Genomic DNA, 25,093 nt, shown 5'->3' with positions numbered 1-25,093 from the left:
CGGTGGCGCCTCGCCGGGGCGGGCCGGGTCGGGGTGCGGTGTGCGGGGCGGGGGTTCCGGGCGGCGGCCGGGCGGGCCGGTCCCGGCGTCCCTCACCCGGTGATCTCCTGGGCGTGCCGTACGACGAACTCCGCGTCCACCTCCACGCCCAGTCCCGGCCCCGCGGGCAGTGGGATGCCGGTGTCCGGACCGCCGGCGAGCGGGGTGCGCAGGATGCGGCTCGCGACCTGCCAGGTGGTGGGCTGGTACTCGAAGTACGGCATGGCGGCGACCGCGGCGGCGAAGTGCAGCCCCGCGGCGGTGGCGAGGCCGAGGCCCGTGGAGTGGTGCGGGGCGACGGGGACGTGGTGGGCGGCGGCCAGCTCGGCGATGGCCATCGCCTCGGTGAGGCCCGTGCGCCCGGCGTCGGGCTGGGCCAGGGCCAGGGCGCGGCGGCCGAGCCAGTGGGCGAACTCGTAGCGGTTGCGCAGGGCTTCGCCGACCGCGACCGGGAGGTCGAGGCGGCGCTGGAGGTCGCGGTGGCCCTCGACGTCCTCGGGGGCCAGCGGCGCCTCCAGGAAGAGCACGCGGTGGCGGCGCTGCAACTCCCGGCCGAGGCGGGCGGCTTCCGCGGGCCCGTACGCCCAGTGCGCGTCGACGGCGACGCGCAGCCGCTCGTCGGCGGCGAGCACGGCGTCGACGGTGGCGAGGTCGGCCTCGACGCCGCGGCCGAGGTGGAGCTTGATCCGGTACGCGCCGCGCCCGGCCCACTCGGCGGCGAGCTTCGCGCGCTCGGCGTCGGTGTCGCGGGGCAGCCCGGAGACGTAGGCGGGCTGGACCGTGCGGAAGGCGCCGCCCAGCAGCTCGGCGACGGGCAGTCCCGCGCGGCGTCCGGCGAGGTCCCACAGGGCGACGTCGACGGCGGCGAGGGCGTCGGCCTGATGGCCCGTCAGGTGGCCGCGCTCGCGCATCAGGTCGCGCAGCCGGTGCCAGGCGGGGCGTACAGCGCCGGCGGGGGCGCCGAGCAGCGCGGGGCGCAGCAGGGTGGCGACGGCCTGTCCCGGCACCTCGGGGCCGACGGGCGCGAGCGCCTCGCCCCAGCCCTCGGCGCCGTCGTCGGCGACGACGCGGACGAGCAGGGTCTCGAAGCGGGCGGAGTACAGGCTGCGCCAGGGCTCGCGCACCACGTACCCGCGCTCCTCGGTGAGGTCGCTGCCGTCGTCGAGCCGGCCCAGATACGCCTCGTCGTGCGGCAACTTGAGCGCGTAGACGCGGACATCGGCGATGCGGGCCATGCTCACCATCCCTGCTTCGGCAACGGGCTCAGGCGATGGCAGATTCCCACATCATGCAAGCGATATGCAAGAAGTGCATTGGCCTTTACGGAAAAGGGGACCCGGTGAGCGGCAACACCCCTGAGCCGCCCACCGGGTGCTCGTGGGCCCGGCGCCGCGCGTCAGGCGGCCCGTACCAGCCCCATGTACTTCGTCCAGTCCCAGTTGGGGCCGGGGTCGGTGTGGGTGGCGCCGGGGACCTCGTTGTGGCCGATGATGCGGTCGCGGGTGCGCGGGATGCCGTAGCGGGTGCAGATCGCCGCGGTCAGTTGTGCCGACCGCCGGTACATCACGTCCGTGAACCAGGCCGGCTTGTCCACCCAGCCCTCGTGCTCGATGCCGATGCTGCGGGTGTTGTAGTTCCAGTTGCCGGCGTGCCAGGCGATGTCCTTCTCCCGGACGAGCTGGGCGATGTAGCCGTCGGCCGAGGCGATGAGGTAGTGCGAGGAGACGTCGCGGCTGGGGTTCTGGAAGATGTCCACGGCGTCCTGGAAGTACTCCTGGGTCACGTGCACGACCACGAAGTCCACCGGGTACGCGGTCGGGCGGCTGGAGACCGTGTAGTTGGACCGGTCCGCCGGTATCCAGTGCGTCGGGGGGTACTGCGCCGCCTGCGCGGGGGTGGCGGCGAGGCCGCCGAGGCCGGCCGCGGCGGCGGTGGCGGCGGCGCCCTGGATGAGCCGCCTGCGGGGGAGGTTCGCGAAGTCCATGGGGCTCCTGACAGCGGAGGGACATTTGCGCGTACATGACAGTCCGGAAACCATCATGAGGACACGTCGGGCCCGCTGCCAAGACATGGCCGGATATGCCAATGGGCGTACCAAAGGCGGTGGTCGGGGCGGCGGTACGCGAGAGGCGCCCGGTGCGCGCGGGTCAGCCGGCGGCGACCGCGCCCGGCGCCTCCATGACGGCGTCGACCTCGCTCAGCGCGGCTCCGAGCAGCGGCCCCTCGGCGCCGAGCGCCGAGACGGTCAGCCGTACGGTACGGGCCGGGTCGGCGAGCCGGCGGCCCAGCTCGCGTTCGACCGCGGGCACCACCCAGGGCCCGAGTCCGGCGAGCGCGCCGCCCAGCACGACGGTCTCCGGGTCGAGGAGGTTCACGGCGCCGGCGAGCGCGATGCCCAGCGCACCGCCCGCCTCGCGCAGCGCCGTCCGCACCAGGGCGTCGCCGTCCGCGGCGCGGGCGGCGAGCATGGCGATCCGCGCGCCGGGGCCCGGGTATGCGGCGCGGGCCCCCGCCGGGTCGATGCCCGAGGCCCGCAGCACGGCCTCCTCGCCGGCGTACTGCTCCAGGCACCCGCGTCCGCCGCAGGCGCACGGCCGGCCCTGGGGGCGTACCGGCACATGGCCCAGCTCCCCGGCGAACCCGTGTGCCCCGCGCAGCAGTTCGCCGTCCATGACGACGGCGGCGCCGATGCCGATCTCGGCGGAGACGAAGAGGAAGTTCCGCCCGGGCCCGGGGGAGCCGTGGTCCCCGGCCGGAAGCGCGGCGTCCTGCCGGTCCCCGGGATCGAGAGCGGGACCCGGGCCGGGCTCCCCGTCCGCGCCGGTGCCCGGCGGCTTTGCCGCGGTGCGCTCCAGGCGCTGTTCCGCGAGCGCGCCGAGGTTGGCCTCGTTGCCGACGCGGGCGGGCGGGGCGGCCGGGAGGAGCGGGCCGAGGTCGACGCCCTGCCAGCCGAGGTTGGGGGCCCGTACGACGGTCGATTCGTCGCGCGCGATGAGACCCGGGACGGCGACCGTCAGCCCGGTCGGCGTCAGGCCCTCGCCCCGTACCTCCGCCACGACCTCCTCGATCAGCCCGGCGAGCCGCGCCAGCACCGGCCCCGGCGGGTGGTCCCGGTTCGCGGCGTCGGCGGCGACCCGGGCCCGTACCCGGCCGCGCAGGTCCACCGCGCAGACCGCGAGGTGGTCCACGCCGATCTCGGCGCCGAGGCCGCAGGGCCCGCGGTCGTTGAGCGCGAGCGCGCTGCCGGGGCGGCCCACCGTGCCGGGGCGGCCGGGCCCCAGCTCCACCAGGAGCCCCGCCCGCAGCAGTTCGTCCACGACGGCCGCGACCCCCGCCCGCGTCATTCCGATCCGCGCCGCCACGGCCGCGCGCGACAGCGGGCCCCCGGCGGCCACGGCGCGCAGGGCCAGGGACAGGTTCCGCTGCCGCAGCGCCTGCTGCGTGCGGGGAGAGGGCGCCGACACGGGCGACTCCTTCAGGCGGTGAACGGGCCGTGAACGGCGGTGATGACCGTCACGTCGGGCTCGGGCACGACGACCCTACGGCCTCGGGGCGCCGTACCGGAGCATGGCGGACAGGCTCAACCCCACTAGTTGCGCGAAGTGCGCAGAAAATCTTGGTCGTACTGCTTGTTTCGCGCAGGTTACGCGTGCATGATGTGCCTGTCCGAACGGACGTCCACAGCAAAGTCGGAGGAGGATCGGCGTGGATCTTCAGCTCTTGGCGGCACTCGTGCTCGGTATCGCCACGATCATCGTCATCGTGCTGCGCACCAGGCTCGACGCCTTCGTCGCACTGCTCGTCGCCTCGCTGGTGACGGGCTTCGTCGCGGGCGCGCCCGCCACGGAAACCCTCGATTCGATCACCGCCGGCTTCGGCTCGACGCTCGGGTCCATCGGCATCGTGATCGGCCTGGGCGTGGGCCTGGGCAAGATCCTGGAGGTCTCCGGCGCCGCGGACGCGCTGGCCAGGGCGTTCGTCAGGGCGTTCGGCAAGGGCCGCGAGCCGTGGGCGATGGGCACGACCGGCGCGGTCGTCTCGATCCCGGTCTTCTGCGACTCCGGCTACGTGATCATGAACCCGCTGGCCCGCTCCATAGCCCGCGTGAAGCGCGCAGGTTACGTGACGCTCGCGCTCGCGCTGGGCTGCGGCATGACGCTCACCCACCACCTGGTGCCGCCGACGCCGGGCCCGCTGGGCGTGGCCGGCATCCTCGGCGCCGAGCTGGGCGCCCTGGTGCTGGCGGGCCTGGCCTTCTCCGCCGTCCTGCTGCCCATCGTGATCGCGTACGCGCGCTGGATGGGGCCGAAGCTGGAGAGCGAGGTCTCGGACGAGGTCCGCGAGGCCGTGTACGGCAAGGCCGCGGTCGCCGCCGGCGCCGGTCCGGGCTCCGCGGGAGCGCCGGCCGGCCTGTCCGAGAGCGGCTTCGCGGACGAGCCGGAGCCGGAGCGCGACCCGGCGGCCGCCCTCGGCACCCCGCCGCCCGGCGCCAAGCCGCACCGGATGAGCCCGGGCCTGGCCACCCTGCCGCTGCTGGTGCCGCTCCTGCTCATCATCGCCAACACCGTGGCCTCCGCCATCGACCAGAACCGCCAGGGCGCGGTCGGCTCCGACGACTACGAGCCCTCGGCCCTGCCGAAGGCCCTCGCCTTCATCGGCAGCCCCGTCGTGGCGCTCCTCATCGGCATCGTGCTCGCGGTCTACGTGCTGCTGCCCCGCTGGACGACCCGTTCCCAGGTCGGCGGCTGGCTCTCCGAGGCGGCCGCGTCCGCCGGGCTCATCATCCTCATCACCGGCGCGGGCGGTGCGCTCGGCCAGGTGCTGCGCGACACCGGCGTGGGCGACGAGCTGGCCGAGGCCATCTCGTCCTGGAGCCTGCCGGGTGTGCTGGTGCCGTTCCTCATCGCCTCGCTGGTGCGGGTCGCCCAGGGCTCCGGCACGGTGGCGATGATCACCGCCGCGTCCGTCACCGCACCGCTCATCGACGGCCTCGGGGTATCCGCGCTGCTTGCCGCCCTGGCCTGCTGTGCCGGCTCGATGGTCTTCAGCTACTTCAACGACTCCTACTTCTGGGTCGTCACCCGCTTCACCGGTCTCGACGGGATCGCGGCCATCCGCGGCTGGTCGGGCATCACCACCGCCGTGTGGCTCGGCTCCCTGCCGCTGCTGCTGGTCGCGAGCACGTTCATATGAGCGGGCCGGTGAGGGCGCGTCCGGCCGGCCGGCGAGCGGCCGTGCTGGTGGCCGCGGACGACCTGACGGGTGCGAACGCCACGGCGGCGGGCTTCGCCCGGGCCGGGCTGCGCGCCGTGACCGTCGGCGCCGACCAGGGTCCCGGCGTCCTCGCCGGGCTCGCCGAGCGGTTCGACGCCGTGGTGGTGAGCACCGACAGCCGGCACTGCCCGCCCGCGGAGGCGGCGCGCCGGGTGACCTACGCCGTACGGGCCGGCTGGCCGGCCGAACTGGTCAGCAACCGCGTCGACTCCACCCTCCGCGGCAACGTCGGCGCCTCCACCGAAGCCCTGCTGGCGGCCGTGCACGCGGCCTCCGGCCGGCGGGCCGTGGCCCTGTGCGCTCCCGCCCACCCCGAGGCGGGCCGGCACACCGTGCAGGGCACCCAACTCCTCGACGGCGTCCGGCTGGAGGAGACGGAGCTGGCGCGCGACCCCCGTTCGCCCGTGCCCACCTCGGACATCGCGGAGCTGCTGCGCCGCCAGGCGGACCTGCGGATCGCCCGCGTGCCGCTGTCGGTGGTCACCGCCGAGGCCGGGACGCTCCAGGCCCATCTGGACAAGGTCGTCGCCGAGGGCGCGGAGGTGGTCGTCGCCGACGCGCTGACCGTCGAGCACCTGGAGCGCACGGCCGCGGCGGCCGTCGCCGCCGGCGGCGACGAGATCGTGTGGACCGGCGTCGACTCCGGGCCCGGCTCCGTGGCGCTGGCCCGCGCGCTCGGCATCACCGGCCGCGCCGCGGGCTTCCCGGTGCTCGCCGTCTCGGGCTCCGCCACCGCGCTGACCCGCACCCAGCTCGCCCGGCTGCGGGCCGTCGAGCCGGTGCGCGTCGTCCGTCCCGTCACCGCTCCCGGCTCGCCCGTCCCCGAGCCCGCCGCCACCGCCGAGGCGCTGGCGGCGGAGCTGGCCGCCGCGGGCCCGGGCGAGGTGGTGCTGCTCGCGACCGTGCTGGAGGACGCCGACGTCGTCGCCCTCGACCCCGCGGACGCGGCGCGGCTCCCGGCGGAGCTGGCCCGCACGGTCCGTACCGCCCTGGAACGGCAGCCCGTCGACGGCCTCTTCGCCACCGGCGGCGACGTCTCCGCCGCCCTCTTCGCCGCGCTCGGTGCGGCCGGGCTCGACGTCGAGGACGAACTGGAGCCGCTGGCGGTCGCCGGCAGCTTCGTCGGCGGCGACTGGGCCGGGCTCCCGGTCGTCACCAAGGGCGGCCTGATCGGCGGCGCCGACACCACCGTCGCCTGCGTCGCCCATCTGCGCCGCGCCGCTGCCGCCGCCCGGCGGCACGTTCCGGCCGCCGGGAGACGTTGACCCCGTGAAGCCGGCCACCCCGGGGACACTGTGAACCCGTGAAGCCCGTGCACACCGACCGGCCCGAGGAGTTCGGGCCGACCGCACCCCACCGTACGGCGAGCGCACCGCGCCGCCGCACCACGAGGAGGAACCACCGATGACCCGCCCCGTCCTCGCCGTCACCCTGGGCGACCCCGTCGGGATCGGCCCGGAGATCACGGCCCGCACCCTGGCCGAGGTCGCCGGGCAGACCGGGCACCACGGCATCGCCGTCGGCGACGCCGAGGCGCTGCGCCGCGGCGCCCGCGCCGCCGGCCTCGACACCGAGGTGCGCACGGTGAGCGGCTTCGACGCCGAACCCGCGGGCCCCGGCGTCATCGACGTCTTCGACACCGGCGAACTCGGCACGGACGTACCGGAGTGGGGCAAGGTCGACGCCCGCGCGGGCCGCGCCGCCGTCACGGCCATCGAGGTCGCCACCCGCGCCGCGCTCGACGGCAAGGTCTCCGGGATCGTCACGGGCCCCATCAACAAGGAGGCCATCTGGAAGGCCGGCTCGAAGCACCTCGGCCACACCGAGATGCTCGGCGAGCTGACCGGCGTGACCCGCCAGGACACCATGTTCGTCGTGCGCAACACCGCGGCCGAAGGCCACCACCTGCGCATCTTCTTCACCACCCGGCACGTCGCGCTGCGCACCGCGCTCGACCAGATCACCGCGGAGCGCGTCGGCAGGTCGATCCGCGAGGCGGTCACCGCGCTGCAGGTCTTCGGCACCGAGGCGCCCCGGCTGGCGGTCGCCGCGATCAACCCGCACGGCGGCGAGAACGGCGCGTTCGGCGACGAGGAGATCGTGCACATCGCCCCCGCCGTGGAGGCGGCGCGCGCCGAGGGCCTGGACGTCAGCGGGCCCGTCCCCGCGGACTCCGTCTTCCACCAGGGCCTCGTCGGCCGCTACGACGGCGTGCTCTCCCACTTCCACGACCAGGGCCACATCCCCGCCAAGACCTACGACTTCGACGGCACCATCTCCGTCACCGTCGGGCTGCCGATCCTGCGCACGTCCGTCGACCACGGCACGGCCTTCGATATCGCGGGCACCGGCCGCGCCGATCACGGCACAATGCTGTCGGCGTATCTCGCGGGCGTGGACTACAGCCCGTTCGCGGAGCGGATCCGCCGGACGTACGGCTGACCCACCCCGCCCGCCGCGGGACCCGCCGCGGCGGGCGGACACGACAGACGGAGGCACGTGTGGCCCACCCGACGGCGCGACGCGGCACGCGCGAGCGGCACGAAGCCCTGCTGCGGCTGCTCCGCGAAGGCACCACGCAGGTGGAGGAGCTGGCCGCGGCGCTCGCCGTGTCGCCGTCGACCGTACGGCGCGACCTGGGCCGGCTCACCGAGGGCGGCCGGGTGACGCGCACCTACGGCGGTGCGGTGGTGCCCGAGGCGTTCCCCGAGCGGCCGGTGGGGGAGAGCGCGCTCGTCCGGCTGCACGCGAAGGCCGCGATCGCGGAGGCCGCGCTCGCGCTGGTGCCGGAGAGCGGCGCGGTGTTCGTCGACGCGGGCACCACGTGCGCGGCGCTGGCCCGCCAGTTGCTCGATGCCGACGTGCACGCGGGCGGCAGCGTCGTGGTCACCCGCGGCCTGGAGACCGCGCAACTGCTCGCCGGGGCGCCCGACATCGACGTGGTGATGCTCGGCGGCAGCGTGCGCCCGCTCAGCCACGGGCTGGTCGGCCCGCTCACCGACCTGGCACTGGACCGGCTGTCGTTCTCGGTGGCGTTCCTCGGCGCCGACGCGGTCGACCCCGAACGCGGCGTCGGCGAGCCGACGCTGGAGGAGACCGCGGTGAAGGAGCGCGTCGCCGCCCGGGCACACCGGGTCGTGGTCCTCGCCGACGCGACGAAGCTGGCCGTCGACGACGCCCCGGCGTGGACCCGGCTGCCACGGGGCTGGACGCTGGTGACCGACGCGGAGGCGCCGGAGGACCTGGCGGAACGCTGCGCGGCGGCGGGCGTGACGCTCGTCCGCGCGGGCTGACCCGCCGCGCCGCTACGCGGCCGCCCTCCCGGCGTACGCGGCGCGGGCCGGCGCGCGGACACCGGCAGGCCCGAGCCGCCGCCCCCGGTCCGTAGGCCCTCAGTCCGCCCGGCGCAGCAGCGCGCCCGCGTCCGCGAGCACCGCGCCGATCCGCTCCAGGGTAGCGTCGTCCCGCTCCAGCGGCTCGTACGTGCGCCCCTCCGCCGTGGACCAGCGCCTGGCCACCGCCGCCGGGTCCTCGTCCAGCAGCAGCCCCGCCGCCTGCGCCGCCGCGCCGAGGGCGACCAGCTCCTGGGCCCGCGGCACCTGCACCGCCCGCCCCGACAGCCGCCGCACCGTCTCCCGCCACGCGGCGCCCTGCGCCCCGCCGCCGATGAGCAGCAGCGGCGCGTCCGGGTCGGCATCGGGCCCCGAGACCTCCGCCAGCGCCGTCAGCAGCGCGTGCACCGCGCCGTCGTACGCGGCCTGGAGCACCTGCCCGGGAGTGGTGTCGTGGCGCAGCCCGTGGACGAGGCCGGAGGCGTGCGGCAGGTCGGGGGTGCGCTCGCCGTCGAGGAAGGGCAGCACGACGGCCGTGCCGCCGGGCCGCACCTCCTCGCGGTAGCGGCCGAGGAGCGCGGCGATCCGGTCCACGGCCTGGGTGCAGTTGAGGGTGCAGGCCAGCGGCAGCCAGTCGCCGCGCGCGTCGGCGAAGCCCGCGACGGTGCCGGTGGGGTCGGCGGGGCGGTGCCGGGAGACGGCGTAGACGGTGCCGGAGGTGCCGAGGCTGAGCACCGGCTGCCCGGCGGCGAGGCCCAGGCCCAGGGCGGCGGCCATGTTGTCGCCGGTGCCGGGGGCGACGAGGGCGCCGCGGGGTACGGGCAGTCCTTCGGCGTGTACGGTGCCGGCCGCCTCGCCCGGCCGCACCACGCGCGGCAGCCGGTCGGGGGAGAGGCCGACGTGCTCCAGCGTCGCGCTGTCGTACGCCTCCGTCGCGGCGTCCCACCAGCCGGTGCCCGAGGCGTCGCCGCGATCGGTGACGGCCTCGCCGGTGAGCCGCTCGGTGAGGTAGTCGTGCGGCAGCCGGACGGCCGCGGTGGCGGCGGCGGACTCAGGCTCCTGCTCGGCGAGCCAGGCCCACTTGGTGACGGTGAAGGAGGCGGCCGGCACGCTGCCGGTGCGCTCCGCCCAGCCCTTCGGCCCGCCGAGCTCCGTGACCAGCCGGTCGCGCTGCGCGGCGGAGCGCACGTCGTTCCAGAGCAGCGCGGGACGTACCGGACGCCCGCCGGCGTCCAGCGTCACCAGCCCGTGCTGCTGCGCGCCCACCGAGATGGCCGCCGCCTCCCGGGCCGGGGGGCCGCAGGCGGCCAGGGCGGCGCCGAGCGCCTCCCACCACTGCTCCGGATCGCTCTCCCGCCGGCCGCCGGTGCTGACGACGTGCGCGGCCTGGCCGTGCGCCACCACCTGCCCGGTCTCGCTGTCGACGACCAGCGCCTTGGTGGACTGCGTCGAACTGTCGACGCCGATGACGAGGGGCCCCATGCTGTGTCCTCCGCGACTCGTGGGCCGGCTCTTCCCTCCGACCCGGTCGGCATCCTATTTTGTAAAGCGGCCTTACGAAATAGATCCGCCGAAGGAGCCGTCATGTCGTATACCCCGACCCCCGAGGACAAGTTCAGCTTCGGTCTGTGGACCGTCGGCTGGCAGGGCCGCGATCCCTTCGGCGACGCGACCCGCGAGCCGCTCGACCCGGTCGAGAGCGTCCGCCGACTGGCGGATCTCGGGGCGTACGGGGTCACGTTCCACGACGACGACCTCATCCCCTTCGGCGCCTCGGAGACGGAGCGCGAGTCGCACGTCAAGCGCTTCCGGCAGGCGCTCGACGCCACCGGCATGGCCGTCCCGATGGCCACCACCAACCTCTTCACCCACCCCGTCTTCAAGGACGGCGGCTTCACCGCCAACGACCGCGACGTGCGCCGCTACGCGCTCCGCAAGACCATCCGCAACATCGACCTCGCGGTGGAGCTGGGCGCGCGGATCTACGTCGCGTGGGGCGGGCGCGAGGGCGCGGAGTCCGGCGGTGCGAAGGAAGTGCGCGCCGCGCTCGACCGGATGAAGGAGGCGTTCGACCTCCTCGGCGAGTACGTCACCGGCCAGGGCTACGACCTGAAGTTCGCCATCGAGCCCAAGCCCAACGAGCCGCGCGGCGACATCCTGCTCCCCACCGTCGGGCACGCGCTGGCCTTCATCGAGCGGCTGGAGCGGCCCGAGCTGTACGGCGTCAACCCCGAAGTCGGCCACGAGCAGATGGCCGGGCTCAACTACCCGCACGCCATCGCCCAGGCGCTGTGGTCGGGCAAGCTGTTCCACCTGGACCTGAACGGCCAGAACGGCATCAAGTACGACCAGGACCTGCGCTTCGGCGCCGGCGACCTGCGCGCGGCGTTCTGGCTCGTGGACCTGCTGGAGACCGGCGGCTACACCGGCCCGCGGCACTTCGACTTCAAGCCGCCGCGCACCGAGGACAAGGAGGGGGTGTGGGCGTCGGCCGCGGGCTGCATGCGCAACTACCTCATCCTCAAGGAGCGCGCCGCGGCCTTCCGCGCCGACCCCGCGGTGCAGGAGGCGCTCCGCGCCTCGCGGCTGGACGAGCTGGCGCAGCCCACCGCGGACGACTCCGGCCTCGCCGGGCTGCTCGCGGACCGCAGCGCGTACGAGGACTTCGACCCGGAGGCGGCGGCGCAGCGCGGGATGGCCTTCGAGCACCTGGACCAGCTCGCGATGGACCACCTCCTGGGCGTCTGACGCCGCAGGGACAGACCACGTCCTGGACGTCCGACGCCGCAGGACGGCGTACGGGCCGCGCCGCCGGGGATCCCGGCGACCGGCCCGTACGCTCCCGGATCCCGGTAAGTCACCGCACGTCCCCCGCACACCCGCCCCAGGGTAGGCCGCCCCTCCGACAGAGGCCGCGTGCACGCCCGCCGGCGGCAGGCAGGCGGGCCCCGGCCCGGCGGCCATCGGCCATCGGCCGGGTACGGGCCCTCACGCCGTCCGCAGGGCGGGCCCCGGCCCTCTGACCGGCGGCGGAGTGTCGCAACCCTGTCACGAGCCCGCCGGAGCCATCCCTTCCGCCGCCACCGCGGGCGAAGCTGGGGCCATGAGTTACCCGCCGCCCGCAGACGCCCCGCCGCCGGACCACACACCCCCGCTCGGCAGCAGCACGCAGCACTGGCCCGCCCCGCCCCCGCCGCCCGACGGCGGCGGCAGGAAGCGGTGGCTCGCGGCGGCCGCGGCGGTCGTGGTGCTCGCCGGCGGCGTCGGTCTGACGTACGCGCTCGTCAGCGGCGGTGACGACGACGAGGGGACGTGCGCCTGCAAGCCGCCGCCCAGCGAGAGCCCGTCCGCCGGTCCCGACGACCCCAAGATCCCCGACGACATCCCGACCGAGCTGCTGCCCAGCGGCCTGGACCCCGAGGACCTGCCCAGCGGGCTGAACCCGGAGGACATCCCGACCGAGCTGCTGCCCAGCGGCCTCGACCTCGACGACCTGCCCAGCGGCCTCAGCCCCGAGGACATCCCCACGGAGCTGCTGCCGGAAGGGATCTCCTAGGGCACAGGCCCCAGGCCGCCGCGGTCCGCCGCAAGGTCGCGCCGCCGGCCGCCGTAGGATCGCTCACCATGACGACCCGGGCGGAGACCGTACGGCGAGCCGAGCGGCACGAGTTGACGTACGGCGGGCGCCGCCGGCGCTTCCTCCTGCTGCGGCCGGAGCCCGGCCCGCGCGAGCGCCCCGCGCCGCTCGTCGTCGACCTGCACCCCAGCGGCCTCGGCCCCGCCGCCCAGCTCCGCGGCAGCGGCCTCGGCGAGCTGGCCGCGCACGGATACGCCGTCGCCGCACCCCAGGGAGCGCTGCCCTATCAGGGCGGCTGGGCCTGGTCCCTGCCCGGGGTGCCGCTGGCGGGGGAGGAGCGGATACGGGACGAGGCCGCCGGCGTCGACGACGTCGCCTTCCTCGCCGCGCTGCTCGACACCCTCGACGGCATGCTCCCGCTCGACCCCGCCCGCCGCCACCTCTCCGGTTTCTCCGGCGGCGCCCGGCTCGCGAGCCACGCTGCCGTCGCCTTCGGCGACCGCCTCGCGTCCGTCGCCTGCGTCGGGGGCGTACGCCGCCCGGGCGGCCCCGGCGACGCCGCACCGCCGCTGCTCGCCGTACACGGGCTGCGGGACGCCACCAACCCGTACCGCGGCGCGGCCGACCCCCGCTGGGACGAGCCCGTGCCGGACGCCGTCGCACGCTGGGCCGGGGCCGCGGGCTGCGCGGCGGAGCCGGTACGGACCGAATCCGCGCCCGGCGTCACGGAGTTCCGCCACCGCGACGCCGCGGGCCGCGAGCCCGTACGCCTCGTCGCCGTCGCGTCCCTGGGCCACGCCTGGCCGGGCACGCCCGACCCGCTGCTCGGCGGGCACGCCGACGGCTCGGGCAGCGACGCGTACGACGCCTCGGCGGCCGTACGCGGCTTCTTCGGCGAGTTCGGCGGCGCACGGGCCGCCTGAGCCCGTACGCCCTACAGCTCCGCGACCTCCGCCGCCGCCGGGTCCAGCACCCGCGCCAGGAACGTCCGCGTCCGCCGGTGCTGCGGGTTGCCGATCACCTGCTCCGGCACGCCCTGCTCCACGATGGCGCCCTCGTCCATGAAGACCACCCGGTCCGCCACCTCCCGCGCGAAGCTCATCTCGTGCGTGACCACCAGCATCGTCATGCCCTCGTCCGCGAGGTGCCGCATCACCGCGAGCACGTCGCCGACCAGCTCGGGGTCGAGCGCGGACGTCGGCTCGTCGAAGAGCATCAGCTCCGGCTCCATCGACAGCGCCCGCGCGATCGCCACCCGCTGCTGCTGCCCGCCGGACAACTGCGCCGGGTACGACGTCTCCTTCTCGGTGAGCCCCACCCGCACCAGGTTGGCCCGCGCGACCTCCTCCGCCTCCGGCCGGCTGCGCCCGAGCACCCGCCGCTGCGCGATGGTGAGGTTGTCCAGCACCGTCAGATGCGGGAAGAGGTTGAACGACTGGAAGACCATGCCGATCCGGCGCCGCACCCGGTCGATGTCGACGTCCGGGTCGGTGACTTCGGCGCCGGCCACGGTGATCCGCCCCGCGCTCGGCTCCTCCAGCATGTTCACGCAGCGCAGCAGCGTCGACTTGCCGGAACCCGAGGGCCCGATGACGCACACCACCTCGCCGCGCGCGACCGTCAGGTCGATGCCGCCGAGCACCTCCAGGTCGCCGAAGGACTTGTGCAGCCCCTCGACGCTGATGGCCGGCGCTCCCTGGGCGGCCGTGCCCCCCGTCTTGTCCACCGTGGTCACCGCGCCTTCGCCGCCTTCGCCTCTAGCCGCCGGACGAGCTGCCCGAGGGGGATGGTGATGATGAGGTAGCACAGCCCCGCGACGAGGATCGGCGTCAGGCTCAGATTGTCGTTGAGCGCGTCGCGACCGAACTTCGTCAGCTCCTGCTCGTCCACGGTCAGCCCCAGCACATAGACGAGCGAGGAGTCCTTGGTGAGCAGGATCAGCTCGTTCGTCAGCGGCGGCAGCACGATGCGGAACGCCTGCGGGATCACGATCGTGATCATCGCCCGCGTCTGCGACATGCCCAGCGACCTGGCCGCTTCCACCTGCCCCTTCGGCACGGCCTGGATGCCCGCGCGGATGGTCTCCGCCATGTACGCGGCACCGACCAGGCCGAGCGCGAGCATCGTGGTGAGCAGCAGGTTGATGTTCACCTTGAAGGCCAGCGGCACGCCGTAGCCCAGGGCGATGAAGACCAGCAGCGCGGGCACGCCGCGGAAGAGTTCGATGTACGCGGTCGCCAGCCACCGGTTCGGCGGCACGGACGACAGCTTCATCAGCGCCAGCAGCAGCCCGAGTCCCAGCCCGAACACGAAGCCGAGCGCCGTGTACGTGACCGTGTTGACGAGCGCGGTCGTGATGACGTCGGGGAACTGGTTCTCCGCGACGTCGAGGTTGAAGAACGCATCCTTGACCTCGCCCCAGTCGGCCAGCAGGCCGATCGCGACGGCCGCGGCGAGCAGCACCCCGTACTGCGCGCCGCGCGCCAGCCGCACCCGCTGGCGCCGCGTCAGGGACCGGCTCCCCGCGGGCTTGCTGCCGGGATTGTCGGGCTCTTTCACTGGGGCGCCTCGCCGAACCACTTCTGGTAGATCTTGTCGTACGTGCCGTCGTCCTTCGCCTTCGCGAGAACGTCGTTGATCACCTTCAGCAGTTCCTCGTTGTCCTTGCCGACGCCGATGCCGTACTGCTCGCCGGTGTCGAACTCGGTGGAGACCTCGAAGTCCGGCCGGTCCTTCACCCAGTCGTAGAGCACGCCGTTGTCGTTGATCGCGGCCGGGATCTGGCCGCCCTCCAGCGCCTGCAACTGCAGCCCGAGGTCCTCGTAGTCCTTCACCTCGACGCCCTCGGCGTTCTCCTGCGCGTACATCTGGCCCGTGGTGTCCATCTGCACGCCGAGGCGCTTGCCCTTCAGCGCCTCCAGCGAGTCGAGCCCCGAGCCCTTCTTCGTCGCGAGCGCCTGCGTGGCGTCGAAGTACGGGTCGGAGAAGGCGAACTTCTTCTTCCGCTCGTCCGTGATGGTCATGCCGGCCGCGGAGAGGTCGCACTTGTTGGAGGCGAACACCGCGCCGGACTCGATGCCTTCGAAGGGCGTGTCGATGACTTCCTGCTTGACGTCCAGCTCTTTCGCGACGAGGTCGATCAGCTCGATGTCGAAGCCGACGATGTCGCCGCTCTTCTTGTCCTGGTATTCGAAGGGCTCGTACGGCAGTCCGGTGCAGTTGAGCAGCTTCCCGTTCTCGACGAGCGATACCTCACCGCTCTGCCCGGACTTCTCGGTGCTGCTGCACCCGGCGAGGAGCACGGCCGCCGCGCCGATGGCTATGAGCGGCAGCGGGGGGCGGTACGACACGATGCCTCCTGGGCAGGTCGGCGCAATGGATGTGCTGCTGGGACTGCGATCCTGCCACCGGTCTACGCGCGTGTCGCCGCCCCGGTCATTGCGAGCATGTAACGGAGCGGTTCACATGATGCGTAACGCTCCCTATGGGAGGGGTTGTTCGGGGGGCGGACCGGTGTAGCGGCCGCTCGGACGCATGCGCAGGGGGCGCTCGGCGTATTCCTCCAGCGCATGCGCGACCCATCCGGCCGTACGCGCCACCGCGAACACCGTCTCGCCCGCCTCCGCCGGCATGCCGGCCGACACCGACAGCACGGCCAGCGCCAGATCGACGTTCGGCCGTACGGGCACGTCCCTCGCGGTGATCTCGGCGACCTCCCGGGCGGCGGCCAGCGCCGCGGCGGCCCGCGGGATCCCGTCCAGGAGCGCGAACAGTACCTCGGCGCGCGGGTCTTCGCCCGCGTACAGCCGGTGCCCCAGGCCCGGGACGCGCCGCCCGGCGCGCAGGTGGTCGGAGACCACGGCGGCGGCGCTGCCGCGCGCCAGCGCCTCGGTGAGCATGCGGTGCGCGAGGCCGCTCGCGGCGCCGTGCAGCGGGCCGTCGAGGGCGCCGAGCCCGGTGGTGACGACGGCGTACGGGTGCGCGCGGGCGGAGGCGGCGACGCGGGCGGCGAGGGTGGAGGCCGCCAGGTCGTGGTCGATGAGCAGGGTGAGCGCGGTGTCCAGGCAGCGTACGGAGCCGGCGTCGGGCGGCAGCGCCGTCAGGCGCGCCCACAGCCGGCGGGCCACGGGCGCGTCCGGGGCGTGCGCGGGGCCGGCCGGGGGGAGCGCGGTGGCCATGGTGGCGACCAGGCCGCGGGCGGTGGCGCGGACGGCGTCGTCCGCGAGGTCGAAGCGCAGCGGGTCGGCCGCCGCGGCGGCGACCACGGCGGCCCGCAGCCGGTCGACGGGACCGGCGTGGGCGGGGAGCGCGGCGACGGCGGCGGTCGCGGCGGCCAGCAGCCCGGGCGGTGCGGTGAAGCGGACGCCGGGGGTGAGCCGGCCGGTCCACAGCCAATCGGCGACCTCCTCGTAGCCGTACGCGGCGGCCAGGGCGGTGGCGTCGACGCCGCGGAAGAAGTAGCGGTCGCGCCCGATGAGCGTGATGCCCGTACGGACCGGGGTGCCGGCAGGCATCTCGCCGTCCTCCCCGGCGGCGGGGGCGGTGGCCACGGCGGCGTGCGGGCGGCGGTGGCGGCGCGCCAGGGCGCCGACCTCGCGGGCGTCGAAGAGGCTGCCGCGGCCCCCGGGCGCCTTGCGGCTGCTCAGCAGGCCGCGGCTGACGTAGGCGTACACGGTCTCGGGCTTCACGCCCAGCCGCTCGGCGGCCTCGCGGGTGGTGAGCTCGTCCCGCGTCTCCTCGGCCATCGTCTCCTCCCCCTTCCATATTGATTCAATCAAGATTGACAGCTATTGAATCAAGGGTGGACAGTCGAATCAATAGAGGAGAGAGGAAGACCGGCATGGCCACAACCAGGGCCGACGCCCCGGCCCCCGCCCCGCGGGGGCTCAGCGGCGTCGTCGTCACCGAGACCCGGCTGGGCGACGTACGCGGACGCGAGGGCTTCTACCACTACCGCCAGTACTCCGCGGTGGACCTCGCCCGCGAGCGCACCTTCGAGGACGTCTGGCACCTGATGTTCGAGGGCGAGCTGCCGGACGCCGCGCAGCGGGCCGCGTTCACCGCGCGCACCGCCGCGCTGCGCCACCTGCCGGCGGACCTGCGCGACGCGCTGCCGGGCATCGCCCGCTCCAGCGTGCTCGCGGGCCCGCTCGCCGGGCTGCGCACCGCGCTCTCCCAGGCGGGCGCGGCGGCGGACTTCCGGCCGCTGTACGACCTGACGCCGACCCAGCGCCGCGAGAACGCGCTCGCCGCGTGCGCGAGGGTGCCCACGCTGCTGACCGCGCTGCACCGCATCGGGCAGGGGCAGGAGCCCGTCGAGCCACGCGACGACCTGCCGTACGCGGCCAACTACCTGTACATGCTCACCGGCGAGGAACCGGACCCCGCCCGCGCGCGGGCGATCGAGGCGTACCTGATCTCCACCGTCGACCACGGCTTCAACGCCTCGACCTTCACCGCCCGGACGATCGCGTCCACCGGCGCGGACCTGGCGGCGTGCCTCGTCGGCGCGATCGGCGCGCTCTCCGGGCCGCTGCACGGCGGGGCGCCGAGCCGCGCGCTGGACGCGCTCGACGCCATCGGCACGCCGGACCGCATCGACCCCTGGATCCGCGAACGGGTGCTGGCGGGCGAGCGGATCATGGGCTTCGGCCACGCGGTCTACCGCACGGAGGACCCGCGCTCGCGGCTGCTGCGGGGGTACGCGGAGTCGTTCGGCGGGCCGCTGGCGGAGTTCGCGGTCGAGGTCGAGCGGCGGGTGGTGGAGATACTCGCGGAGCTGAAGCCGGGGCGGGAGCTGCACACGAACGTGGAGTTCTACGCGGGCGTGGTGATGGAGCAGTGCGGGCTGCCGCGGGACATGTTCACGCCGACGTTCGCGGCGGCGCGGGTGGTGGGCTGGAGCGCGAACGTCCTGGAGCAGGCGGAGGACCCCAAGATCATCCGCCCGGCGGCCCGTTACGTGGGGCCCCCGCCGCCGCAGCCGGTCCCGCGGGCGGCCTGAGCGCCGGGCGCGCCCGCGCCGCCGCGGCCCCGCCGCGGATGGCGGTCGACGCGGGCGCTCCCCCGGGCGGTCGTCAGCCGGAGAGGAAGTCCCGTACCTCCGCCAGCAGCCGGTCGCGGCCGAAGCCGGGCCGCTCCAGGTGGAGGTAGTGGGACGCGCCGGGCAGCGTACGCACCCGGGCCTCCGCGGCGCGGGTGAGGTGGCGGCCGAGCAGTTCGGCGTCCTCGGGCCGGGACCAGAAGTCGTCCTCGCCGCGGAGCACGAGGGTCCGGGCGCGGATGAGGCCGGCGTCGTAGAACTGCCGCCCCTGCGCGAGGTAGAAGGCGTCGACGAGTGGCCCGGTCGGGTTGCGGAAGGCCGGCGGGGCGGGTTGGCCGCCGGGTGGTGTTGCGCTCCCGTCCGGGGGGCCGTGGCGCAGGGCGGCCTCGCGGTACGCGGCGCGCACCGCCGGGTCGCGGCGGACGTCGGGGTCCTGGCCGGCGGGCAGCCCGGTGTCCCAGCGGGCGGTGAGCGAATCGGCGGTGACCGCGCGCCAGCCGGGCTGGGGCAGCGGTTCGCCCGGCCGGCCGGGGTCCGCCAGCTCGCCCTGCAGCGGCCAGTGGCTCGTGCCCGAATAGAGGGTGTTGAGCACGACGAGGTCCGTGATCAGGTCGGTGTGGAGCGCGGCGTACATTCCCAGCCAGTGCCCGCCGGTCGCCCAGCCGAGAGCGGCGAGCCGCCGGGAGCGGTGGCGGAGGCGGAGGAAGGCGACGGCGGTGCCGATGTCGGCGAGAGCGGTGTCGGAGCGGACCTGCGGCTCGGCGCCCGCGGCGGGGGTGCGCATGCCGGGCGGCAGGTCGGAGCGGCCGAAGCCGCGCAGGTCCATGGCGTAGACGGGGCGGTCGGTGGCCCGTACGAGGTCGGCGGCGAGGGAGCCGCCGGGCACGGGCAGGTCGAACGCGGACGTGCCGTCCGGGCGGGCGCCGTGCACGAGGAGCAGCGGCGCGCCGCGCGGGGGGCGGCCGGGGGTGGTGACCTCGCGGAGGAAGATGCGGACGCCGTCGGCGCCGCGGGTCGTGAGGTCCCGGCGGGCGAGGCCGTCGTCGTAGCCGCGGACGGCTGCGGTGCGGTCCGCGGCGGCGGTACGGGTGCTCGCCGCGGCGGTGGGCCGGGGCGCGGCGGTGGCGGTGAGGCCGGCGAGGCCGGCGGCGGCGCCGGTGCTGAGGAAGTGTCGTCTCCGCATGCCGGTGACCGTAGGCGGGGCCCGTGAGACGAACAATCTATCTCTGTCTATGAATTGATCGTCGACGCTTATAACGTGAGGTCATGGAGTTGCGCCAGCTACGGTATTTCGTCGCCGTCGCCGAGGAGTTGCACTTCGGGCGGGCGGCGGGCCGGCTGGGCATCGCCCAGCCCGCGCTCTCCCAGCAGATACGGAAGCTGGAGACGGACCTCGGCGTGGAACTGCTGACCCGCAACCGGCGCCGGGTCGCGCTGAGTCCGGCGGGAGCGGCGTTCCTGCCGGAGGCGCGGGAGACGGTCGCCCGGGCCGCGCGGGCGGCCCGCGTGGCGCGGCGCACGGCGGCCGGCGAACTCGGGCGGCTCGCGCTGGGGTTCGTCGGCTCGGCGACGGACGAACTGCTGCCGCGTGCGATGCCGGTGCTGCGGACGCGGTACCCGGACCTGGAGATCACGCTGCGCGAGTCGACGAGCGCCGAGCAGGTGGCCGCGCTCGCGCGCGGTGAACTGGACCTCGGCCTTCTCCGCCCGCCGTCGCCGCTCCCGGCGGGCCTGCGCACGCGGCTGCTCACGCGGGAGCCGCTGGTCGCGGCGCTCCCCGTGGGCCACCGCCTCACCCGGCTGCCCCGCCTCACAGCGGCGGACCTGCGGGGCGAGCCGTTCGTCCGCTTCCCGCGGGCCAAGGGCGCGTGGATGTACGACCTCATCACCGACTACTGCCGCGGTGACGGCGGCCCGCCGCCGGAGGTGGCACAGGAGGCGGTGATGATGCAGACGATCACGGCGCTGGTGGCGGCGGGCACGGGCGTCGCGCTGGTACCCGCCTCCCAGCGCACGCTGGCCCGCCCGGGGGTGGCGTTCCGCCGCCTGGCGGCGGCCCCGCTCCTGGATCTGGTCGCGGCCTGGCCGGAGTCCGGCGCCGGCCCGGCGCGGGGTGCGGTGGTGGAGGTCCTGGCGACCGCGTGCGGGAGCCGCGGGGCGTGAGGCCCCGCGGCACGGGCGGCGTACCGGCCGCGCCGCCCGCCGCAGGCGGCGGCGAGGCCCGCCTGCGGCGAGGCCCGCCTGCGGCGAGGCCCGCCTGCGGCGAGGCCCGCCTGCGGCGAGGCCCGCCTGCGGCGAGGCCCGCCTGCGGCGAGGCCCGCCTGCGGCGAGGCCCGCCTGCGGCGAGGCCCGCCTGCGGCGAGGCCCGCCTGCGGCGTCAGGCGTCTTCCAGGACCGTGGCCAGGGCTGCCGCCGGGTCCGGGGCCGGGGGGCCCGCCGGGGTCCAGGTGGTGCCCTCCTTGCGGTACGGCCACCAGCGGCCGTCGGGGCCGTAGCGGAGCTGGGCGCCGCGGCCCACCGCCGTCCAGCGGGTGCCCGTGGCGCGGAGGCGGGGGCGGGTGTCCGGGTCCCAGGCGGCGGCCAACTGGTCCGTGGCGCGGGCCAGGGCCGCCGGGTCCGGGGTCCAGTCGTCCTCCAGCACCGCGAGGCCCGCGGCGCCGCCGTGGCGCCAGGCCCGTACCGCACGCTCCATGCCGCCCCGGTCCCGCCCGCTGCCCCGCGCCAGCCGGACGGCGATCCGCGCCGCCGCGCCGCCCGCGTCGGCGTACGAACCGTCTCCCGGGCCCGCGGACTTCGCCGTCGCCGCCATCCGTACCGCGTCCTGCGACTCCGTCAGCTCCGGCGGCAGCGGCGCCCCCGCGTGGTCCGGCGCCAGGGCGTCGGCCAGCAGTCGGCGGGCCCGGACCGCCGTGTCCGTGACCAGGAACTCCAGCGCCGCCACGTCCAGTCCCGCCGCCGGCTCCGCGCCGCCGGTGAGCACCGGGGGCGTCCCCGCCTCCGCGACCGGCCCCACGGCGGGCGGCAAGGGGCGCGGCGGCGCCGCGTACGCCTCGTCCGCCCGTACCCCCGCGGTCACCGAAGGGACCGCGGACCCCGCGGACCCCGCCTCCCGCTCCGCCCGCGCCGCGCTCCGCTCCTGGAGGTCCGCCAGCAGCCGCGCCTCGCCCCGCCCCCGCATCAGCAGCAGCACGAACGGGTCCGCGTCCAGCAGCCGCGCCACCAGGTAGCTGAGCGCCGCCGTGTGCTCGCAGTGGTCCCACTCCCCGCAGCCGCACTCCGGCTGCAGGTCGCCGATCCCCGGCAGCAGCGACACCCCGGCCGCCGCCGCGTCCTCGTCCAGCTCCGGCGGCATGTCCCGGTCGAGCAGCGCCGCGATGTGTCCCGCGCGGTCGGCGATCGTGTCCAGCAGCCGCTCCCAGTCGGCGTCGTCGAGCTGCTGCACCAGCACGTCGGTGCGGTACGGCGTACGGTCCGCGCCCAGCACCCGCGCCGTGAGCCGCCCCGGCCGCACCGCGACCGCGCCCACCGCGCCCGCGCGCGCGTGCTTGCGCCCGCGGCGCAGCAGCGTGCCGTCCAGCACCGTGTCCTCCAGCGCCTTCTGCCAGGCCCGCCCCCACCACGTGTGGGCGAACCCGCGCCCCTGGCTCGGCGGCAGCGCCTCGAAGGTCAGCTCCTCCCGCTCCGTCATCACTCGCCCCCTCGCGGCCCGGCCAGCCGGACCAGCTCCGCCAGTTGCCCGTCGGACAGTTCGGTGATCGCCGCCTCGCCGGCGCCGCCGAGTACGGCGTCCGCGAGGCCCTGCTTGTGCTGCAGCATCTGCGCGATGCGGTCCTCGATCGTGCCCTCGGCGACCAGCCGGTGCACCTGCACGGGCTGCGTCTGCCCGATGCGGTACGCGCGGTCGGTGGCCTGCGCCTCGACGGCGGGGTTCCACCAGCGGTCGTAGTGCACGACGTGTCCCGCGCGGGTGAGGTTGAGGCCCGTGCCGGCGGCCTTCAGCGAGAGCAGGAAGACCGGCACCTCGCCGTCCTGGAAGCGCCGTACCAGCTCCTCGCGCTCGGGCACCGGGGTGCCGCCGTGCAGCAGTTGGGCGGGGACGCCGCGGGCCGCGAGATGGGTCCCGAGCAGCCGGGCCATCCGCACGTACTGGGTGAAGACCAGCACGCTGCCGCCCTCGGCGAGGATCACGTCCAGCAGTTCGTCGAGGAGTTCGAGCTTCCCCGAGCGGCCGGGGATGCGCGGGTCGTCCTCCTTCAGATACTGCGCGGGGTGGTTGCAGATCTGCTTAAGCGCCGTCATCAGCTTCAGGATCAGCCCGCGTCTGGCCATCGCGTCCGCCTCGGCGATCGCCGCGAGCGTCTCGCGCACCACCGCCTCGTACAGCCCGGCCTGTTCCACCGTCAGCGCCACCGCCCGGTCGGTCTCGGTCTTGCGCGGCAGCTCCGGCGCGATGCCCGGGTCGGACTTGCGGCGGCGGAGCAGGAAGGGGCGGACGAGCCGGGCGAGCCGCTCGGCGGCGTCGCCGTCTCCTTCACTCCCCCCGGGCCACCCTGCGCCTGATTCCGCGGCGTCCGCGTAGCGCGTACGGAACCTCCGCAGCGGGCCCAGCAGTCCGGGCGTCGTCCAGTCGAGGATCGCCCACAGCTCGGAGAGGTTGTTCTCCACCGGCGTGCCGGTCAGCGCGACCCGTGCCCGGGAGGGGATGGTGCGCAGCGCCTTCGCGGTCGCGGAGAAGGGGTTCTTGACGTGCTGCGCCTCGTCGGCGACGACGAGCGACCAGCCCGCCTCCGCCAGCCGCCCGGCGTCGAGCCGCATCGTCCCGTACGTCGTGAGCACGAACTCGCCGTCCGCCAGCGCCTCCAGCGACCGCCCGCCGCCGTGGAAGCGGCGCACGGGGGTGCCGGGCGCGAAGCGCTCGATCTCGCGCTGCCAGTTGCCGAGCAGCGACGCCGGGCAGACCACCAGCGTCGGGCCCGCGGTCTCCTCCCGCTCCTGGCGGTCGAGGTGCAGGGAGATGAGAGTGATGGTCTTGCCCAGGCCCATGTCGTCGGCGAGGCAGCCGCCGAGGCCGAGCGAGGTCATGCGGCGCAGCCAGCCGAGCCCGCGCAACTGGTAGTCGCGGAGGGTCGCGGCGAGGGCGGCGGGCGGGGCGGTCGGCTCGCTCTGCTCCTCGGGGTCCGCGATGCGCTTGCGCAGTGTGTCGAGCCAGCCGCTCGCGGCGACCTCGACCCGCCCGCCGGGCACGGCCGGGTCGTCGATCTCCCCGGTGAGCGCCGCGCCGAGGGCGTCGACGGGAGTCAGGTCGGCGTCCTTGCGGTCCAGTGCCCGGCGTACGGACTCGGGGTCGACCAGCACCCAGCGGTCGCGCAGCCGCACCACCGGGCGGGCCGCCTCGGCGAGCCGGTCCAGCTCGGCGCGGGTCAGCTCCACGTCGCCGACCGCGTAGCGCCAGCCGAAGGCGACGAGGGCGTCGGCGGAGAGGTAGGACGGGCCGGGGCGGCGGCCGTCCGGGTCGTCGGCGGGGCCGACGACGGCGCGGGCGGTGAGGTGCCGGGTCAGGTCGCGGGGCCAGTGGATCTCCACGCCGGCGGCGGCCAGGTCGCGGGCACCTGGGCCGAGGAGGGCGGCGAGGTCGTCGTCGCCGAGGTCGACGGCGTCGGGCACGGCGGCCGAGAGCAGCGGGGTGAGCGCGTCCCAGGCGTGGGCGGCGCGGCGGAGGGTGAGCAGGGCCTGCATGCGGGCACCGGGGCCGAAGTGGGCCGCGGTGCCGGCCCACACGTCGGCGGCGTCGGCGAGGAGGGTGGGATCGGAGGTGCCGTGGAGCTGGACGACGGCCCGGAAGGCGGGGCGGTCGCCGGTGGTGTCCATGTCGACGCGGAGCGAGACCCGTACCCCGGCGTCGTGCCCGGCGGCGACGTCGTCGGCCCAGGCGCGCTGCTCGGGGACGTGCCGCGGCTCGGGCGCGGCGAAGGCCCGGCCGCCGGCGGCCAGGACGGCGGCGGGGGAGCGGGGGAGGCCGTCGGCGACGGCGTCGAGGAAGGCGCGGAGCAGGTGCTCGGGGCCGGGGAGGAGCACGGGGTCCGTGTCCGATGCGCCGTCCCGCGGCTGCGGCGCCGCGTGCGCCTCCGGCGGCATCGCGGCCGCCAGCTCCCGCAGCTCCCGTACGTCGTCCTCGCCCAGCGGGCCGCAGCGCCAGGCGTCGTACGCGCCCTCGCTCAGCCCCGGCAGCAGCTTGCCGCGGGCGGCGAGGCGCAGCGCCAGCAGCGCGGCGGTGCCCCAGAAGACGGCGGCCGGGTGCACGCCGTCGGCGCCGGCGGCGTGCGCGGCCCGTGCACGGGTGAGCACGGGCAGCGCGTCCGCGGCGGGCAGCAGCAGCGCCGGCACCTCGCGGGTGCCGCCGCCCGGTCCTGCGACGGTCAGCGCGGCGCGGGTGCCGCGGGGGTGGTCGGGCGGGCCTGCGGCGGGGCCGGGCCCCTGGCCGTGGGTCCGGTCGTCGTCCGGGAGCCAGAAGGCCATCCGGCCGGTGCGGGCGGGGTCGGCGGGGAGGAAAAGGGCGGCGCAGCGGGAGAGCAGGGGAAGGGCGGTCACGTACGGACGCACTCCTCAAGTTTGACTACCGGGCGGTCGAGGGTACCCCAGGCCCCGCGGCCCCGGACGGCGCCGCGGAGTGATCAACTTCACTTTTCCGCATGCGGTGCCGCGGGGGGTGTATCTGGCACTACCTTGTGCCGGGTGGATTGCACCCGGGCGTTCCGGGTGCTGACGTCACCGCGCCGAGCTCTCCGGTTCCGTAGCGTCGAGGTCCTCGCACCGAGAGACCGGAGGCGC

Annotated in this window: 20 protein-coding genes; 9 read left to right on the top strand and 11 right to left on the bottom strand. The window is 75.7% G+C overall.

The window, feature by feature from the left end; all coding sequences use genetic code 11:
- Positions 1 to 92 precede the first annotated feature (92 nt).
- The 3 genes from DMB38_RS02460 to DMB38_RS02450 all read right to left on the bottom strand — a co-directional run bounded on the left by DMB38_RS02460 (position 93) and on the right by DMB38_RS02450 (position 3,503).
- A complete protein-coding gene (locus DMB38_RS02460; protein ID WP_125933754.1) occupies positions 93 to 1,274 on the bottom strand; it encodes a mandelate racemase/muconate lactonizing enzyme family protein in 1,182 nt (393 codons plus the stop codon).
- Positions 1,275 to 1,435: 161 nt separating this feature from the next.
- Positions 1,436 to 2,023 (bottom strand): peptidoglycan recognition family protein, encoded by a 588-nt coding sequence (locus DMB38_RS02455; RefSeq protein ID WP_047014589.1) that lies wholly within the window; start codon positions 2,021 to 2,023, stop codon positions 1,436 to 1,438.
- Positions 2,024 to 2,186: 163 nt separating this feature from the next.
- Complete coding sequence (locus DMB38_RS02450; RefSeq protein ID WP_125933753.1) at positions 2,187 to 3,503, bottom strand: ROK family protein; 1,317 nt, start codon at positions 3,501 to 3,503, stop codon at positions 2,187 to 2,189.
- Between the two features lie 241 nt (positions 3,504 to 3,744).
- On the opposite strand from DMB38_RS02450, the gene DMB38_RS02445 reads away from it, so the two are divergent.
- From DMB38_RS02445 to DMB38_RS02430, 4 genes are all read left to right on the top strand, one after another.
- On the top strand, positions 3,745 to 5,232 hold the full coding sequence (locus DMB38_RS02445; RefSeq protein ID WP_240661934.1) for an SLC13 family permease: 1,488 nt from the start codon (positions 3,745 to 3,747) through the stop codon (positions 5,230 to 5,232).
- 8 nt (positions 5,233 to 5,240) lie between these two features.
- On the top strand, positions 5,241 to 6,578 hold the full coding sequence (locus tag DMB38_RS02440; protein WP_240661932.1) for a four-carbon acid sugar kinase family protein: 1,338 nt from the start codon (positions 5,241 to 5,243) through the stop codon (positions 6,576 to 6,578).
- A 139-nt stretch (positions 6,579 to 6,717) separates the two neighbouring features.
- The gene (pdxA, locus tag DMB38_RS02435) at positions 6,718 to 7,755 is read left to right on the top strand and encodes a 4-hydroxythreonine-4-phosphate dehydrogenase PdxA (RefSeq protein WP_125933751.1); all 1,038 of its coding nucleotides are present in this window, start codon (positions 6,718 to 6,720) and stop codon (positions 7,753 to 7,755) included.
- Between the two features lie 59 nt (positions 7,756 to 7,814).
- Positions 7,815 to 8,606 (top strand): DeoR/GlpR family DNA-binding transcription regulator, encoded by a 792-nt coding sequence (locus tag DMB38_RS02430; protein WP_125933750.1) that lies wholly within the window; start codon positions 7,815 to 7,817, stop codon positions 8,604 to 8,606.
- Between the two features lie 99 nt (positions 8,607 to 8,705).
- Here DMB38_RS02430 and xylB read toward each other — a convergent pair whose 3' ends face one another.
- The gene (gene xylB, locus DMB38_RS02425) at positions 8,706 to 10,127 is read right to left on the bottom strand and encodes a xylulokinase (RefSeq protein ID WP_125933749.1); all 1,422 of its coding nucleotides are present in this window, start codon (positions 10,125 to 10,127) and stop codon (positions 8,706 to 8,708) included.
- A gap of 102 nt (positions 10,128 to 10,229) precedes the next feature.
- Here xylB and xylA point away from each other — a divergent pair, with 102 nt between their 5' ends.
- The 3 genes from xylA to DMB38_RS02410 all read left to right on the top strand — a co-directional run bounded on the left by xylA (position 10,230) and on the right by DMB38_RS02410 (position 13,145).
- A complete protein-coding gene (gene xylA, locus DMB38_RS02420) occupies positions 10,230 to 11,393 on the top strand; it encodes a xylose isomerase (RefSeq protein ID WP_125933748.1) in 1,164 nt (387 codons plus the stop codon).
- 355 nt (positions 11,394 to 11,748) lie between these two features.
- Positions 11,749 to 12,201 (top strand): hypothetical protein, encoded by a 453-nt coding sequence (locus DMB38_RS02415; protein ID WP_240661930.1) that lies wholly within the window; start codon positions 11,749 to 11,751, stop codon positions 12,199 to 12,201.
- Between the two features lie 68 nt (positions 12,202 to 12,269).
- On the top strand, positions 12,270 to 13,145 hold the full coding sequence (locus tag DMB38_RS02410; RefSeq protein ID WP_125933747.1) for a hypothetical protein: 876 nt from the start codon (positions 12,270 to 12,272) through the stop codon (positions 13,143 to 13,145).
- An 11-nt stretch (positions 13,146 to 13,156) separates the two neighbouring features.
- Here DMB38_RS02410 and DMB38_RS02405 read toward each other — a convergent pair whose 3' ends face one another.
- From DMB38_RS02405 to DMB38_RS02390, 4 genes are all read right to left on the bottom strand, one after another.
- On the bottom strand, positions 13,157 to 13,948 hold the full coding sequence (locus DMB38_RS02405; protein WP_125938764.1) for an amino acid ABC transporter ATP-binding protein: 792 nt from the start codon (positions 13,946 to 13,948) through the stop codon (positions 13,157 to 13,159).
- Between the two features lie 5 nt (positions 13,949 to 13,953).
- Positions 13,954 to 14,781, bottom strand: coding sequence for an amino acid ABC transporter permease (locus tag DMB38_RS02400; RefSeq protein ID WP_125933746.1), 828 nt, complete (start codon positions 14,779 to 14,781; stop codon positions 13,954 to 13,956).
- Positions 14,778 to 15,572, bottom strand: coding sequence for a basic amino acid ABC transporter substrate-binding protein (locus tag DMB38_RS02395; RefSeq protein ID WP_125933745.1), 795 nt, complete (start codon positions 15,570 to 15,572; stop codon positions 14,778 to 14,780). Before DMB38_RS02395 ends, DMB38_RS02400 begins: the two co-directional genes overlap by 4 nt.
- Positions 15,573 to 15,704: 132 nt before the next feature.
- Positions 15,705 to 16,967, bottom strand: coding sequence for a citrate synthase (locus DMB38_RS02390; protein ID WP_125933744.1), 1,263 nt, complete (start codon positions 16,965 to 16,967; stop codon positions 15,705 to 15,707).
- Between the two features lie 95 nt (positions 16,968 to 17,062).
- On the opposite strand from DMB38_RS02390, the gene DMB38_RS02385 reads away from it, so the two are divergent.
- Positions 17,063 to 18,226, top strand: a complete 1,164-nt coding sequence (locus tag DMB38_RS02385) for a citrate synthase/methylcitrate synthase (RefSeq protein ID WP_125933743.1) — start codon at positions 17,063 to 17,065, stop codon at positions 18,224 to 18,226.
- A gap of 73 nt (positions 18,227 to 18,299) precedes the next feature.
- On the opposite strand, the gene DMB38_RS02380 is transcribed toward DMB38_RS02385, so the two are convergent.
- Entirely contained in the window at positions 18,300 to 19,448 is a 1,149-nt protein-coding gene (locus tag DMB38_RS02380) for an alpha/beta hydrolase (RefSeq protein ID WP_125933742.1), read from the bottom strand.
- An 83-nt stretch (positions 19,449 to 19,531) separates the two neighbouring features.
- On the opposite strand from DMB38_RS02380, the gene DMB38_RS02375 reads away from it, so the two are divergent.
- The gene (locus DMB38_RS02375; RefSeq protein ID WP_125933741.1) at positions 19,532 to 20,428 is read left to right on the top strand and encodes a LysR family transcriptional regulator; all 897 of its coding nucleotides are present in this window, start codon (positions 19,532 to 19,534) and stop codon (positions 20,426 to 20,428) included.
- A 214-nt stretch (positions 20,429 to 20,642) separates the two neighbouring features.
- Here the strand turns inward: DMB38_RS02375 and DMB38_RS02370 are convergent, their stop codons facing one another.
- Together DMB38_RS02370 and DMB38_RS02365 are read right to left on the bottom strand one after the other, a co-directional pair.
- A complete protein-coding gene (locus DMB38_RS02370) occupies positions 20,643 to 21,956 on the bottom strand; it encodes an SWF or SNF family helicase (RefSeq protein ID WP_125933740.1) in 1,314 nt (437 codons plus the stop codon).
- Positions 21,953 to 24,853, bottom strand: a complete 2,901-nt coding sequence (locus DMB38_RS02365) for a DEAD/DEAH box helicase (RefSeq protein WP_125933739.1) — start codon at positions 24,851 to 24,853, stop codon at positions 21,953 to 21,955. Before DMB38_RS02365 ends, DMB38_RS02370 begins: the two co-directional genes overlap by 4 nt.
- Positions 24,854 to 25,093 lie beyond the last annotated feature (240 nt).

Source organism: Streptomyces sp. WAC 06738 (assembly GCF_003945505.1).
Taxonomy (GTDB): Bacteria; Actinomycetota; Actinomycetes; order Streptomycetales; family Streptomycetaceae; genus Streptomyces.
The sequence above is the reverse complement of the archived record's forward strand: the minus strand, read 5'-3'. Positions and strand labels throughout refer to the sequence as shown.

What these genes read in the sequence shown, in the direction of transcription:
- DMB38_RS02460 (WP_125933754.1), bottom strand. Translation starts at nt 1,274, where the DNA reads ATGGCCCGCATCGCCGATGTCCGCGTCTACGCGCTCAAGTTGCCGCAC.
- DMB38_RS02455 (WP_047014589.1), bottom strand. Translation starts at nt 2,023, where the DNA reads ATGGACTTCGCGAACCTCCCCCGCAGGCGGCTCATCCAGGGCGCCGCC.
- pdxA (WP_125933751.1), top strand. Translation starts at nt 6,718, where the DNA reads ATGACCCGCCCCGTCCTCGCCGTCACCCTGGGCGACCCCGTCGGGATC.
- xylB (WP_125933749.1), bottom strand. Translation starts at nt 10,127, where the DNA reads ATGGGGCCCCTCGTCATCGGCGTCGACAGTTCGACGCAGTCCACCAAG.
- xylA (WP_125933748.1), top strand. Translation starts at nt 10,230, where the DNA reads ATGTCGTATACCCCGACCCCCGAGGACAAGTTCAGCTTCGGTCTGTGG.
- DMB38_RS02415 (WP_240661930.1), top strand. Translation starts at nt 11,749, where the DNA reads ATGAGTTACCCGCCGCCCGCAGACGCCCCGCCGCCGGACCACACACCC.
- DMB38_RS02410 (WP_125933747.1), top strand. Translation starts at nt 12,270, where the DNA reads ATGACGACCCGGGCGGAGACCGTACGGCGAGCCGAGCGGCACGAGTTG.
- DMB38_RS02390 (WP_125933744.1), bottom strand. Translation starts at nt 16,967, where the DNA reads ATGGCCGAGGAGACGCGGGACGAGCTCACCACCCGCGAGGCCGCCGAG.
- DMB38_RS02385 (WP_125933743.1), top strand. Translation starts at nt 17,063, where the DNA reads ATGGCCACAACCAGGGCCGACGCCCCGGCCCCCGCCCCGCGGGGGCTC.
- DMB38_RS02380 (WP_125933742.1), bottom strand. Translation starts at nt 19,448, where the DNA reads ATGCGGAGACGACACTTCCTCAGCACCGGCGCCGCCGCCGGCCTCGCC.
- DMB38_RS02375 (WP_125933741.1), top strand. Translation starts at nt 19,532, where the DNA reads ATGGAGTTGCGCCAGCTACGGTATTTCGTCGCCGTCGCCGAGGAGTTG.